Origin of the sequence: Flavobacterium sp. DG2-3 (assembly GCF_030730925.1) — a bacterium.
GTDB lineage: Bacteria > Bacteroidota > Bacteroidia > Flavobacteriales > Flavobacteriaceae > Flavobacterium.
Map to the genome: position 1 here is coordinate 235,048 of NZ_JAVAMB010000007.1, position 14,562 is coordinate 249,609.

11 protein-coding genes are annotated in these 14,562 nt (G+C 33.6%); 8 read left to right on the top strand and 3 right to left on the bottom strand.

Going from position 1 to position 14,562, the window contains the following annotated elements; genetic code table 11:
- The first annotated feature begins 962 nt into the window (after positions 1–962).
- Together Q9Q97_RS12295 and Q9Q97_RS12300 are read left to right on the top strand one after the other, a co-directional pair.
- Positions 963–1,262, top strand: coding sequence for a hypothetical protein (locus tag Q9Q97_RS12295; protein ID WP_306157388.1), 300 nt, complete (start codon positions 963–965; stop codon positions 1,260–1,262).
- 234 nt (positions 1,263–1,496) lie between these two features.
- Positions 1,497–2,201 carry an SDR family oxidoreductase gene (locus Q9Q97_RS12300; RefSeq protein WP_306157390.1) on the top strand — a complete coding sequence of 235 codons (705 nt, stop codon included), beginning with the start codon at positions 1,497–1,499 and terminating at the stop codon, positions 2,199–2,201.
- A gap of 133 nt (positions 2,202–2,334) precedes the next feature.
- Here Q9Q97_RS12300 and Q9Q97_RS12305 read toward each other — a convergent pair whose 3' ends face one another.
- Positions 2,335–3,444 carry a PepSY domain-containing protein gene (locus tag Q9Q97_RS12305; protein WP_306157392.1) on the bottom strand — a complete coding sequence of 370 codons (1,110 nt, stop codon included), beginning with the start codon at positions 3,442–3,444 and terminating at the stop codon, positions 2,335–2,337.
- Between the two features lie 56 nt (positions 3,445–3,500).
- Complete coding sequence (locus Q9Q97_RS12310) at positions 3,501–5,816, bottom strand: TonB-dependent receptor (protein WP_306157394.1); 2,316 nt, start codon at positions 5,814–5,816, stop codon at positions 3,501–3,503.
- A 662-nt stretch (positions 5,817–6,478) separates the two neighbouring features.
- On the opposite strand from Q9Q97_RS12310, the gene Q9Q97_RS12315 reads away from it, so the two are divergent.
- The 3 genes from Q9Q97_RS12315 (at position 6,479) to Q9Q97_RS12325 (ending at position 8,461) form a co-directional block, all read left to right on the top strand.
- Positions 6,479–6,913, top strand: coding sequence for an abortive infection family protein (locus Q9Q97_RS12315; protein ID WP_306157396.1), 435 nt, complete (start codon positions 6,479–6,481; stop codon positions 6,911–6,913).
- 73 nt (positions 6,914–6,986) lie between these two features.
- Positions 6,987–7,523: a hypothetical protein gene (locus Q9Q97_RS12320; RefSeq protein WP_306157399.1), complete on the top strand. Its 537-nt coding sequence runs from the start codon at positions 6,987–6,989 to the stop codon at positions 7,521–7,523.
- Between the two features lie 59 nt (positions 7,524–7,582).
- On the top strand, positions 7,583–8,461 hold the full coding sequence (locus Q9Q97_RS12325; RefSeq protein WP_306157401.1) for a HEPN domain-containing protein: 879 nt from the start codon (positions 7,583–7,585) through the stop codon (positions 8,459–8,461).
- A 99-nt stretch (positions 8,462–8,560) separates the two neighbouring features.
- On the opposite strand, the gene Q9Q97_RS12330 is transcribed toward Q9Q97_RS12325, so the two are convergent.
- Positions 8,561–9,673, bottom strand: a complete 1,113-nt coding sequence (locus Q9Q97_RS12330) for a taurine catabolism dioxygenase TauD (RefSeq protein ID WP_306157403.1) — start codon at positions 9,671–9,673, stop codon at positions 8,561–8,563.
- 273 nt (positions 9,674–9,946) lie between these two features.
- Here Q9Q97_RS12330 and Q9Q97_RS12335 point away from each other — a divergent pair, with 273 nt between their 5' ends.
- Genes Q9Q97_RS12335 through Q9Q97_RS12345 form a run of 3 tightly spaced genes read left to right on the top strand, consistent with a single transcriptional unit; the run spans position 9,947 to position 14,561 of the window.
- Positions 9,947–10,582 (top strand): nitroreductase, encoded by a 636-nt coding sequence (locus Q9Q97_RS12335; RefSeq protein WP_306157405.1) that lies wholly within the window; start codon positions 9,947–9,949, stop codon positions 10,580–10,582.
- Between the two features lie 24 nt (positions 10,583–10,606).
- The gene (locus Q9Q97_RS12340) at positions 10,607–12,124 is read left to right on the top strand and encodes an aspartate aminotransferase family protein (RefSeq protein ID WP_306157408.1); all 1,518 of its coding nucleotides are present in this window, start codon (positions 10,607–10,609) and stop codon (positions 12,122–12,124) included.
- Entirely contained in the window at positions 12,105–14,561 is a 2,457-nt protein-coding gene (locus tag Q9Q97_RS12345; protein ID WP_306157410.1) for a GNAT family N-acetyltransferase, read from the top strand. Before Q9Q97_RS12340 ends, Q9Q97_RS12345 begins: the two co-directional genes overlap by 20 nt.
- The last annotated feature ends 1 nt before the right edge of the window (position 14,562 follow it).

Sequence of the window (14,562 nt, forward strand, 5' to 3'; positions counted from 1 at the left end):
AAGGTCTAGACTGTTAGCAAACTAAAATAAAAAAATAGGACAAATCAATCATTTTTTTTAATTTTATCGTAAAATTTAAAACATAAAATAAATCACACAAATAAATAGAAGTAACGTACTAAATATCAACACATTAGCATGTAAATTTAAATATAAAAAGTTTTATGGCAAAATCGTGGCACTCCAACTTTTACAAAACAAAAAATGCAGCATAGGCGGGCGTTCCCGAGCTTAGGTTCGAATCCTGCTCTCCCCACGAAAGTCCTGAAGAAATTCAGGACTTTTTTTTCATAAAACTGAAAAACCTCTAGATCATTAAAATATGCAGTTTTTTTGCATTTACGGTATTTTTCATTTTTTTTTAAAGCGCCCAAAACTTCAGGTGCAGAATCGTGCATCTAGGGTTTAAGACATTATAAAAACGTAGCTAGATGCGGGTTTAAACTATAGTTCGAATCATGCTCTAATCAGACTAACTGAAAACAGTATAGCTACAACTAAAAAACTCCCTAAAAAGGGAGTCCTTTGGCGGCCGGCGGTTGCCTGAAAAGTATATGGTAATTAACTAAATCATTTGGGACAGAACCTCCAGACGAACCCCGCCGGTCCCCTGTATTTTTCTGACTGATTTAAACAGTATCATTACCAGTATAAAGACAAATTTACGGCAATTTAAACAGCCCCTCATTACATAATATTAGAATAACATTACAGCATTTTAAGCTCTCTAGAATTCAAAAGCAACCACTTAGTTATAAAGAATTCATGTTAAATTTTCTAAATGATTAATGGGCAATCTGTTTTAAAAGTTTTTTAACGCTTTTTATTCAGACGATAAAATAAACAGAAAGCTAGAACCACCTTTTTATTATATAATACTGTGTCCCAATTCTATAAAATAATTTCAGATAGGCTTTTTAATTTTAATCTGAAAAATAACAAGAATATAAAACTTTACAATTATGGAAAACTTAATAAACCAGGAAAACCTTGAAGATCTTAGAGATTTTATTGAAAGTAAGATTGCAGATGTGCCAGGGAGCTATATCCTTATAGGCGCGGTGGGTTCGCTGCTGCTATCTTCTTATCTTACAAATAATGGGCATCCCGATGCGGGCTCTCTCATCGGAAAACTTGCCATACCCATTGCCGGTATCGGATTGGCTAAATACAAGGATGTACTTGCTCAGGCTGCTGAAAGCTTAGCTCAAAAGGCCACTGGTACTGAGACCGAAATCCAGAAGACTTTCGAAACAGCTTAATAGGATTCTTATATCGAATAATCCTCAAGAAATAAAAAGTTCTGCCAGTGCAGAACTTTTTTGCTTTATGTTGTATCTGAATCTCTTTGAAAACCTATCGCTATAACTGTGCACTATTTTCGAAAACTTTCTACTGTACTGGAAATTTATCGTATTTTTATAAACCGCTTATCTTCTATGCACAATGTAGAAATCTGAAGCGCGATAAAAAAATTAAAATTAATTATAATAAAAATGCAGAATATAGAAAACAAAGTAGCGTATATAACTGGAGCGACAAAAGGTATCGGTCTGGGCATTGCAGAAGCTTTAGTGCAAAAAGGACTAAAAGTAGCTATTTCAGGCAGGGATACTGAAGCACTTGAAAAAGCGCAACAAACATTAGGAAAACAGAACGTAATTGTCATACAATCTGATGTCAGAAATTTTAATGATGAACTCAAAGCCGTTGAGCAGATTGTATCCAAATTCGGAAAACTTGATATTGTCATTGCCAATGCTGGAGTAGGAAAATTTGCGCCCATAGACGAAATGTCCCTTGAAGACTGGAACACAATGATAGATACCAATCTTACGGGAGCTTTTCATACCCTGAAAGCTACTGTTGCGCAACTTAAAGAAAACAAAGGGTATTATATTTCAATTGCATCGCTAGCTGGAGCGAACTTCTTTGCCAAAGGTGCTGCCTATAATGCCTCAAACTTTGGTTTGGTGGGTTTTACACAAGCTGCCATGCTAGACCTTCGTGATTACGATGTAAAGTGCACAACGATTATGCCTGGATCAGTCACTTCAAACTTTAACGGTCATACTCCAAGTGAAGACGACAAATGGAAAATCCAACCATCAGATTTAGGACAGATGGTTGTGGATCTCTTAAAAATGAATCCTAATGTACTTCCAAGCAAGATAGAAGTACGTCCTACGAAAACAAAATAGTTTAAATTAAATAGAAAAGTCCTGAAGAAATTCAGGACTTTTCTATTCATTATAAAATAATTATACTTTATATATAATCAAACTCTCTATAGCTATAAAATGATCTTTTTGATGTGATCAATACCGCTGGAATTTATTTACTCTTCTTCTTCCTTCCAAGCCAAATCAACAGCCCCGTAATGGGAAGCGTAAGAGCAAAAAGACAAACTAAGAATGCTAGAATTTTGGTTGGATAACCATAAATGCTTCCGGTATGAATTGGATAAATCAAACGTCTTACTTTATCGCCATTGCTAAATGATTCGTAGGGTCTCGCTTCTACAATTTCGCCTGTATATTTATCAAAATAAGCAAGGCTGGCAATATTTGGTATATCTTTTTCAAGATTCATTTTGATAACCAAAATACTGTTTATAGTGTCCGATGGTATTCTGATTTGAGTGTCTCCCTTGTATTTAAAAACACTGTCTGTCTTAGAGAATATGCTTTGATAGAAAAATGTTTTATCTCCTTCTGGATCAATTTTAGTTGGGTTTTCAACTTTCGCAGATTTTTTATTCGTTGTTCCGTCGGCCAATAAATAAACTCCGTCTTCAACCCAATCGTAGGACCAAGTTAAACCTGTTAATGAAATAATTAGTAGAACCAAAAAAGTATAAAAACCAAAAGTCGAGTGAAAATCCCAGTTTACTCTTTTAAATGATGCGCCCCATTTTACCGTTAATCTTTGTTTTAAGTTTTTAATTTTCTTTGGCCACCATAAAACAAGTCCCGACAAAAGCATAAACACAAAAATAAGACAGCTAATTCCTGTGATAGCTTGTCCAAAATCGCCCAAAACCAAATGACGATGCAAATCAAGCACAATAGAAAAAAAACGTCTTTCTGCAAGGATAGAAGCTAGGACTTTACCAGTGTAGGGATCAATAGAAAAAAGCTGTTTTTTCTTGTCCAAATCAGTTGCGGAAATCAGTAAAGTTCTTTCTGGATCATAAAAAGAATGAACGCGATCAATTTTCTTAAGGTGAAAATCTTCTTTCATATCAGAAATAATTCCGTCTACTGGCATTTTTTCCTCGCCTATGCTAGCAACTTTATAAAACTCAGGATTAAAAAACTCGTCCAGTTCATCTTCAAAAACCAATATACTTCCTGTAAGGGCAACTATAAAAACAATTAGCCCGGACGCAAGTCCGAGCCAAAGGTGCAATAAGCCAATATTCTTTTTAAGCGTTTTGTTCATTTATTATATCGTTTTCAAATAATGCAAAGCTTCTAAAAATGATCTTTTTTGAAATTTTAAAATTTATAACGCAGGTTTAAACTTGTCGTCATACCGTTACCCATTACATAATCTGCATTTACAGCGCGGTATTGACTTAAAGTTGAATAATAACTGTTGTTTAATAAGTTTTCAATTCCTAAGTTTACCGACCAGTTTTTATTAAATGCATAACTTCCGGCAAAATTAATCAAATTCACTGTCGAAATAGGTCCTTCACTATTATTGTACTTTCCATTCGCGTTTGGTTGAAAACGATCGCGACAGCCCGTATTTACCCAAGACAATTGTAAAAACCAGTCAGAACCAGGTTTGTAATTAATGAATGCCGTTGCTTTCGGAGGAGCAATACGAGATCCGTTTAAGTACACTTCGCTTCCGTCATCAAATTCTGCTTTTCCGTCTACATAAGAATAACTTCCTCCAACATTCAATTTATCAGAGAATCTGTAATCTAATGTTATTTCATATCCTTTAATTTCTTCAGGTTCGCGCTGTGCCACCAAACGTCCGTCAATTTCAATTAAATTAGCACCTAATTTTGAAGTGCTAATATAATACGAAGCTGTTAAATTAAAGTTGTAAAACTTACTAGAAAAACCAACTTCATAATTATTGGTAATAATTGGATCTGTTGCTAAACTTGCAATCGTGCTTTCTTCAGCACTTCTTAAAATCCTTCCCAATTCATTTATGGCAAATGCCTGAGAAAAACTTACGAATGGATTAAAAATTTCATACTTATTAAAACGAAGACCAGCATTAAACATCGTAGCATTATATGGAATTTTACCTCCTTCTACAAAAATACTTCCTTGATTTCCTGGTCCAGAAGCAATTGTATTATAATCATCAACACGAACTGTTGCATTTTCATATCGCAATCCGCCTTTAAAAATTAAATTTTCTAAAACATCCACTTTTAATTGTGCATAAGGAGCAATGTTTAACATGTCCATTTTCGGGATATAAACACGTCCGTCTACTAAATCCTGAAAAGTAACATCATTTAAAACGTCAATACCATAAGTAATTTCAGTAGGCATTGAACCAATTTTGAAAGGCGTATTTAAGTTAATTCGCGTTCCATTTTTATTCGAATTAATCATGGTTTGTCCCGGGCCATACCAAGCTGTTCCGGAAGGCACATAACGATTCATCGATTGAAAAGAATTTAGATAAGCAGACACATCCAATTGTGTTGTATTAAATAAATTATTTTTCGAAAAAGTAAACATGAAGTTATGATTGAAAGGCGTTCCTGCACTTTTACCAGGCTCTGTACCTCTCACTCCAATTGTCGGAGTTTGACCGTATACTCCTGTTTGGCTAATATATTTAGCATCTTGGGTACTGCTATAGAAATTGTAAACTACGTTAAAACTAGTATGATCATCCATATCGTATCCTAATTTGACAAAAGCATTAGACTGAGACGAATTAGACAAACCATCTGTCTGTCCTAGAGGTTTTCCATCTGCATCTCTTTGAAGGCCTGTGTAATCAAAAGCTCCTCCAATAACGTAGCTGAACTTATTTTTTCTACCATTGAAAAATTGCGAGACACGGTAACCAAAAGTTTCTTTGCTATGGATTGGATTAAAAGTAGCACCTACAGTAGTTATCCCTTGAAAACTGTCAACCAACGGGCTCTTTTTTGTAATATAATTGATGATACCTCCTCCTGAACCGTTTCCGTAAATAGAAGTAGCTCCTTTAATAACCTCAATACGTTCGATTGCGTTGGCATCGACCACACGGATATCACGAGCACCATTCATTAAAGGTGTTGACTGCGGAATTCCATCAATTAAAACCAAAACTTGTCGCCCTCTTAAAGTTTGCCCTGAGTTTGTTGCTTTATTTGTTGAAACACCAAGACCAGGAATAACATTTCCTAGAATAGACGATAAATTAGTATTAATACTGCTTTGAACCTGAATTTCTTTTTGGCTCATAATAGTGATCGAAGAAGGAACTGTCGCAATATTCTCTTGCTTTCTTCCTGCTGTAACAACTACTTCATGCAGTTCGTTTTCACTAACTAAAACAATAGAAATTTCATTTTTTTCATCCAGATTAGAAAAAACATAAGAAAGCGGCTGATATTCTGGTGACGAAATTAAAACCGTTTTGTTTTCTATATCTTGAACTGAAATCGAAACTTGTCCAGCTTTATTGGTCGTTCCGATAATTTTATTGCCTGAAGAAACTGAGGCGTTTGCAATAAGACTTTTTGATTCGTTTTCAACCTTTAATCGAAGTGTTTGTGCTTGCAAATTGACGGCTAAAAAAAGGAAAATGATTAGGGTAATTGGGCGTTTAAAATTCATTTTTATGGTTTTGAAAAAAAATATGCGGTATTTATTTTTATTTAGATTAATTCTCGACAAAAATAAACATTCTAAATTGTTTCACAAATAATTAAGATTTTAAAGTATGAAAGAATTTTGAAAGAGAAAGAGAAAGATTAAATGAACGTGAGGATCCGAAGAAACGTTAATAAATAATTATCTATAAAGATAAACTGATTTTAGAAAAGACTTTTTGAATATCTTTTTTTTGAGTTTGTGTGCGCTTTTAGGACTTTTATTCTTGAATTTATAAAACCTACGCAAAATAACTGCGTACTAATATTATTATCTTTGATGTATAATTAATTATTTATGGAAGATACAGATATAAAAAAATAAGAAGAATTTTAAAGTATAAAGGCCGCGAAGATTTATCAGATTTATTAATTAATTCTACATCTTACTTAGATGTATCAAGTACTTATGGAAGTAGATCATATTCTCTTGTTAGTGTTTTTGAAATAAAATCGCATCCAAAAAATCAGGCTCTAATTGACAAACTTAGCGAAAAAGATAAAAAAGAAATTTTTGATGCAGTCTTAAAAGTTTATCCAATAAAAAATGAAGAGCCCGAAATTAGAGAAGTTGTATATTTTCCTGATTTTGATATAATAAATCCTGAACTTGTTGAAACAAAAGGGTTGGAAAGAATATCATTTGAGTATATACATGAACAAATAAAAAAATGTGATTCCAAAATAGTTGAAAAAGATTATGAAGGTTCAATTACTAATGCTCGAACTTTAATTGAATCAGTCTGCTTATTTATTTTCGAAACAAAGACAAATGAAAAATATGATTACGATGGTAATTTATTAAAACTTTATAAAACTATAGCAAGCTTACTAAACATGTCTCCAGCAAATCATGAAAATGAATACATTAAACAAATCTTATCAGGAGTTTTTAGCATAATAAATGGTGTTTCTGGTTTAAGAAATTCATATAGTGATTCTCATGGAATTGGCCCATCAAAGTCATCTTATAAAATTGACGAAAGACATGCTGTCTTTACAGTAAACCTAGCTAAAATAGTTTCAGAATATTTATTTGTAAGTTTTGAAAAATCAGAGTAATCGAACGTCCCTAAAATTCGATAAACTCTAACAATACTTTATTAATTTTCTATAAAAATTTAAAATATTAAATATGACATCCAAATTCAAAAATACTGATGAAAAGGAAAAAGAAGTTTATTTTTATCTTGGTTTATTATCTACTCTTTTTGCAAAAATGGAATCTAAATTATTAATTATAGTAGGGAAATATATTACTTCTGATTTTGTTTTGGCTAACACCCTTTTTGAAAGAAACACTTTAGCTTCTAATATTGAAATGCTTAAAAACCTAAATGATTTAAAAGATTTTGAAAATAAAACTGTAAAACAGCTTATTCAAAAAGTATCAAATATTAAAAAGATTAGAAATCTATTTATTCATGGTGTATGGAGCGAGCCCATAGAGCGTGAAAATGATATTTTTATCATTTGTCGTGAATCAAAACTGGACTATTCTGAAAAAAAAGAAAATGGAAATAGAATAAGTCGCCAATGGGGTTCAAATAAATCAACTGAATTTAGATTAACCTATATAAGAAAACAGGTTGATCATGTTGAAGAAATTCTATTAATGCAAGATTATCTAATTAAAAAATTCGAAGATTACGATTATTATAGATATTTATAATTGATTTGAAATAATTAAATATTTTAATCGCTTATTTAGATGCAAATTAAAACTATAAAATGAAGATAGGAATAAATAATAATTTATCAATTAGTTGTAGTAAATGCAAATCTGGGGAGTCGCTTAGTTTTGTCATGCAAAGAAATAGTCCTGTATCTCTCCACGAAATCAATCAGTGTAGGTCGTGTGGTAATTCATTTTCATATTTAGATGGAATTATTGATGCTTATTGTTCTGAACATCCTTTCATTGCTTTAGATTTTGTTAGTAATATTATTGAATATGGTACTTGCGATATAGCCATTGGTACTCCAAAAGTTGTTTCGCTTAAGCAAACAGTCCCTATCTTTCACAAAGTTTTTTTAACAAATAAAGAAAAATTTTATTTTTCTGCTCCTATTTATGAAAACGATAGAGCAAATTTTACCATTTTATCCTCTGAGGAAATAAGGATATCCAGAGAAACTACAAATGAAGATTCTTTTGGAAAATTCGGAGATATAGTTAAAATAGGCTGGATGGTTTATGGCAGAACTAAAGAATTAAATGTAGAACCATGGAAACAACTTTTAGTTCAATCCAAAGAAGAGTATATAAATGAAAAATATCTCCTGTCATTTCTATCAGTTGCTATAGCATTAGAATCTTATATTAATTCAAAAATAGTAGAAAACTTAAATAGTAAAAATATTGATGAAAAAAGCATTGATATTTTTCTAAAGGAATCCAATATGGTTGATAAGGCATTTGTTTTATTTAAATCGTTAATAGGAATTGATCCCGTTGAAGTGGGAAATTTATCAAGAAGTAATTTTACAAAAATAATTGAGAAAAGAAATAAAATTGCTCACGGGAAAATTGTAACTGTCGAAAAAAATGAAGTGATAGATGTTTTTAATGCAGTTATTAAATTCATAATATACATGGAAAACAGCTAATTAAATTCCAATTTCAGAATAAATTATTGAACGTTTATACAAACAAAAAAAGAGACATCAAATTTTATCTGATGCCTCTCTTCAATTCAGTCTCCAAAATTAATCTTGACCAAAAACTTTTCCTAAATGTTCTTCCATAACAAAATACGGATCATCGGTATGCGTCATCGATCTTATATGAATTAAACTCGTTTTACTCATCATTCTGAGCATTTGTCTTCTCTCACATTGTACAATTTTTCCATTTTCCTCTCTTTGTCCCGCTATAAAAGCACTTCTTCCGTGAGCACACAAATGATTATTGACAAATATAACGTCTCCTGAATCTGGTATATAATCACTATTTATCAGCTCTTTAGCTTCATTCCAAAATTCAGTTAAATTGTAAAGTGCTTCAGGCGTTTGTCCCGCTTTTTCATTAAATATTTGCTCAGCTGCATCAAATCTGATAAAAGGAAGGTCTTTATTTCCATATAAAACAGAAGCCAACGGACCATTATTAGTTTCTTCCTCATAATTGGCATCCTTCGGACATTGATAAATAGGCTGAAAAAGCTTTTCCATTATGTTGTTAACTTTTCCGTGTGATCGTACAGAGTATAATGTGGAAGGAACACGCTCTTCATTTCGCAAATAAAGAAAACTTAAAAAGTCGGCCTGATGAAGAAGAAACGCATCTTCGGTATGCACATATAAATTTGTTTTGGATCCAGAACCTGTCTGTGTAGCGGCCATTTTTTCGTCAGGAATAACCGCGTGAAGAATCCCTCCTCCTTTTCGCTGTGCATAATATTGAACAGGTTTTGAAGGAACTGCTCCGTGCAGCAAGGAACAAATAAAACCGTATTTATTGAGTTTAGAATAATCTGCACTCTGCCAGTTAGCAGGAGTAGGTCCCAGATGATCTTGGTCTACTTCTAGAAGACCTCTAAAAACAATAGCACCATATTGATCTGCTGAAAAATCTGTTCCAAAACGGCTTAAGATTCTGGCTATTCGTTCTGGAAGAAGCTGGAAGGAATGTAGATGAAGCGCCGTTATGTAATCTGGGTTTTCATAGCTCTTAAATGCTTTCTCGAGCAACGTGCCAACATGGGATAAAATATTTCTTTCCTGAGGCGTAACCTCCACTATTAGCGGGCTTGTAGGAATTTGATAAACATAATTTTCTTTTACTGGTATTTCATCTTCAATGAATGATTGTGATTTCATTTTATTAGTTTATTTAATAGTTAATAAAAATTGAGGCAAGCATAAAACACAAACTACTGAAATCAAACATTATACAAAAAAAAGCATCGTTCAAATACACTTTAAAAATGTACAGAATTTCGTATTTATTTTTTACTGTTTTATTTTTTTTATAAAGATTAATTTCTACATTTGCTTCTACTGTTTTTATTCATTCTAAATAAAATCTACTTACAAATATATTTGTTTTAAAATTTAAAAAAAGAATTTTCTTAAAAAATTTATTAAAAAAATATGAATAATACCACGAAACCCAATGAAATCAATACCTCACATTTTGTACCCCGGAAAAAAAAGATTTCAAAGATCATTCGGACCAGACGAAGTATTTATGCAGATGAATTTGTAAAGCGAAATATACCAGAAGAACTATTAAATGAAATTTTGACAAACGCAACCTACGCTCCTACGCATAAAATGACGGAGCCATGGAGGTTTATTGTTTTTAAAGATCATTATTTGGAACAACTCGGATCTTTTCTGGCTGAATATTACAAAGACTTTTATTTTAAAAAGTTTTCTCCTGAAGAAGCATTTGAAAAGTACAATCTGCTAAAAAAATATCCTCTTAATTCGGCTTGCGTGATTGGCGTTATAATGGTTCTCAATCGCAAAATAAACCTGCCCGAATGGGAAGAAGTGGCTGCCGTTTCTTCTGCTGTTCAAAACATGGCACTCACCTGCACTGCCCATAATATCGGGAGCTACTGGAGTACTTCTGCCGGTGCAATTGACTATGTAAATCAATTTGGTCTGGCTGAAAATGAAAAATCTCTGGGTCTAATGTATGTCGGGTATTATCCAGATGATCTTGAACCGTCCAAAAAAAAGAGAACGCCTATTTCTAGTAAAGTAACTTATTTCCAATAAACTCAATTCTAAAAATTAATCATTATGCAAAACCTATTAGACAATGCCCCAGATGTCTTAGTGAAAAATTCTATAGACCCATTTTATCAGGATATTTTTCATGAAAATTCAGGCGAAGAATATAACAATGCAATAGCCTTAGTACAAAAACGTGTAGGCAGTTTTCTTGAAAATACTAAAATTCCGTTTAGCGGCATTAAACCTGAGGAAATTAAAAGCAAAGTAGAAGCTGTAAACTTAGATCAGCCAGTCACAGATTATGAAACACTTTGGGATGAGATCGATGAAATTTACGTAAATCATGCTACTGCCTATCATTTACCAGAATATATTGCCCATTTAAACTGTCCTGTTGTAATTCCCGCTTTGGCTGCCGATGTGTTGATTAGCGCAATCAATTCCTCGCAGGATACTTACGATCAAAGCGCTGGAGGAACATTTATAGAAAGAAAATTGATTGCCTGGACGGGTGAACAAATTGGATACACTGCAGATTGCGACGGAATTTTTACGGGCGGAGGCTCACAAAGTAACCTTATGGGATTGCTTCTAGCAAGAGATTATTTTGCTTTGAAATACCTGAACTGGAATATCAAATTAAATGGCTGTCCGCCAGATTCTAGTAAATTCCGAATCTTTGTTTCAGAGAAATCGCATTTCAGCAACCAGAAAAACGCTTCTATTTTGGGCCTTGGCGAGCAGTCAATCGTTCAGGTTGTTACGGACAACCGTTACAGAATGGATGCTGAAAAACTAAAACAAGCCATTATTGAAGAAAAACAAAAAGGCAACATTCCGATTGCAATTGTGGCTACAGCGGGTACAACAGATTTCGGTAATATCGACCCATTAGCTGAAATTTCAGTTCTGGCAAAAGAACACGAATTATGGCTTCATGTCGACGCTGCTTACGGCTGTGGTTTATTGCTAACAGATAAACACAAATATCTGCTAAACGGTATCGAACAAGCTGATTCTGTTACGATTGATTATCATAAATCGTTCTTTCAGCCAATTTGCAGTAGTGCTTTTATGGTAAGAAACAAACAGCATCTTCACATTATAAAACATCACGCCGATTATTTAAATCCGAAAGAACAGGATTATGATGAACTTCCAGCTCAAATCAACAAATCGCTGGTACAAAGCACACGCCGTTTTGATGCTTTAAAACTGTGGTGCACACTGCGTTATATGGGCAGAACCAAACTTGGCGATTATACAAACACTATAATTGAAACTACGAAACAAACAGCTGAAATTTTAGAAAACGATAACGATTTTGAACTTCTAACTGATTCAGATTTAAGCGTTTTGGTTTTTAGATATAAACTAGACGGCTGGCCTGGAGATACTTGCAAAATGAACTTACACATCAAAAAGAAAATGTTTTTTAACGGTGAAGTTTTAGTCGCAAGCACAAAAGTAGACGGCATTTTTTACTTGAAGTTCACCATTTTGAATCCATTAACTACAGTAGATCATATTAATAATATCCTTTCAATCATCAAAAAACACGGAAATGAATACATCTTCTCCTAAAGAAATTGCTCAAGAAGCAGTCGATATTACGTTTACTATTTTATTGAATTGTTGCGTGCGCGAATTGGGCAACAGCAGTTTTTATGAAGGGGTTCCTAAATATGATCCTGTACTAAGATCTTATATGTCAAAGTATAATCATGAACTTCATCTAAAACTGGATTTTCCTGTAGATAAAGTCGAAGTCTACGCTCCTATTCGCTACAGATCTGAAACCTTCAGACATCTCTACGATTTTCCAGTAATGGAACGTGATCTTACTACTGAAACTATAAAAGAAATAGATGCAGACCGTCTTTTAGAATTAATTACCAATCAGGTAAGACTTCAGTATCCGCTGGCAGATTCTAAAAATGTAAAAAAGAGAATGCAACTGAGCACCGAAAAAATAGCACAGTTTTTAGAACATTTTCAAACTTCGGGTCAAGATTTTAATAAAGCTGAAATGACTTTTATTGAAGCCGAACAATTGTTTCCAGCAGGACATTTATTGCATCCGCTTACCAAAGGTCGTGAAGGTTTTACAGAATCTGAAGTTTTAAAATATGCTCCAGAAACAGGCGGTTATTTTCAGCTGTATTATTTTTTAGTGCATCCTGATTTGGTTACCGAAAAATCTGTAGATAACGTTTTGCCTTCAGATTTTGCAAAAACTACAGTTTTACAAGCTAGTAAAGAAGATCAAAAAACACAGGATTTATTGCAAAAATATTCAGATTGGAAAGTGCTGCCAGTTCACCCATGGGAAGCTTCATATTTTAAAACTCAGACTGTATTTGAGACGCTTACAAAAGAAAATCTTATTATCGATTTGGGTGAATTCGGAAAAGAATTTACAGCAACTTCATCAGTAAGAACGGTGTACAATAAGGAAAGCGATTATATGTATAAATTTTCGCTTCATGTAAAAATTACTGGAGCAGAACGCATTAATCATTTTCATGAATTGTACAGAGGCTATGAAGTTTCAAGGCTGATGCAAACCGCTTGGGGAGATAATGTAAAGAAAACCTATCCTGATATTGAATTGATCTGTGATCCTGGTTTTATATCCGTTTCTTATAACGGAAATGTACTGGACAGTTTTTCTACAAGCGTGCGCTACAATCCGTTTAAAGTTACTGCAAGCGAAAAAGAAAATAACGTTTGTTTATTGGCTTCTTTATGTCAAGACAGCATTTTAGGAAATCCTTCAAGAATGCAGAATGTAATCGAAAAAGCGTCACAGCAAACGGGATTATCTCTGGAAAAAACCAGTGAGATTTGGTTCGAAAAATATATCGATATCATCCTTACCGGTGTAGTAAAAATGTTTAACGAGCAAGGAATGTTCTGCGAATGGCATCAACAAAATACATTGGTACAGCTGGATGCAGTGTTTATGCCAGAAAAACTGTTTTTCCGTGATAATCAAAGTTTTCTATTCCGTAAATCCTCTGAAGATCAGTTAGATAAAATTGCACCAGGCTTATCTGAAAACGGAAAAATGTTTATTCCAGACGATCGTTTGTATAATCTAATACTTCACTATTTCTGGGTAGGAAACATTTTGGCAGTCGTAAATACATTTGGCGCTAGCAGACTTGCTGACGAAAAAAATCTTTTAAACATTCTATATGACAAATTAGAAGATTTACAAAAAGAAGACAAAAGCGGTTTAGTAACGTTTATTCTTGAAAGCCGTCATTGGAAAGTAAAAGGCAATTTACTTACGGCTCTAAATGATATTGACTGTGGTGGAAATCCTGCTGGGGTGACCCGCATCAATTTCCCGAATGTTTTGCACAAACGCTTTTTCTCTGAGCAATTAATTAATCCAAAAGGAAAAGAATTGGTGTATAATCGCTATTTCCCAAAAGAAGACGTAACGATCAGTTTACGTCCTGTTGATTTGGAAAATGATTTGGAAATGATGCACGAATGGTTTCATCGTGATCACGCCAAAGCCAACTGGAAAATGGACTGGCCGTTGCGCGAACTGGAAACCTATTACAGAACCCTGCTTCCGAGTGACGGTTTGTACAGCTACATAGGAATGGCAAATGGCGAGCCAACTTTTAATATTGAAGTGTATTGGCCAACCCGTGATGTATTGGGCGATTATTATGAGGTGCTGCCGACTGATTATGGAACACATCAATTTATTGCGCCGACAGATCCAAAACAAAAATTTGTTTCACCATCGACACAATGCATGATCGATTATGTGTTTGCACAGCCAGAAGTGGGTAGAATGGTTGGCGAAGGGTCTGTAGATTCGAGAGCTTCGATGATGAATAAAGCTTTTCATGGCTTTAAAATCGATAAAGTCATCGAAATGCCGCACAAAACATCCAATCTTAATTTCTGCTACCGCGAATGGTATTGGGAGAAATTCCCTCAAAACAAAGACATTGTAATCAACTCTGAAACAGAGCATAATCTTATAAACCAATAAT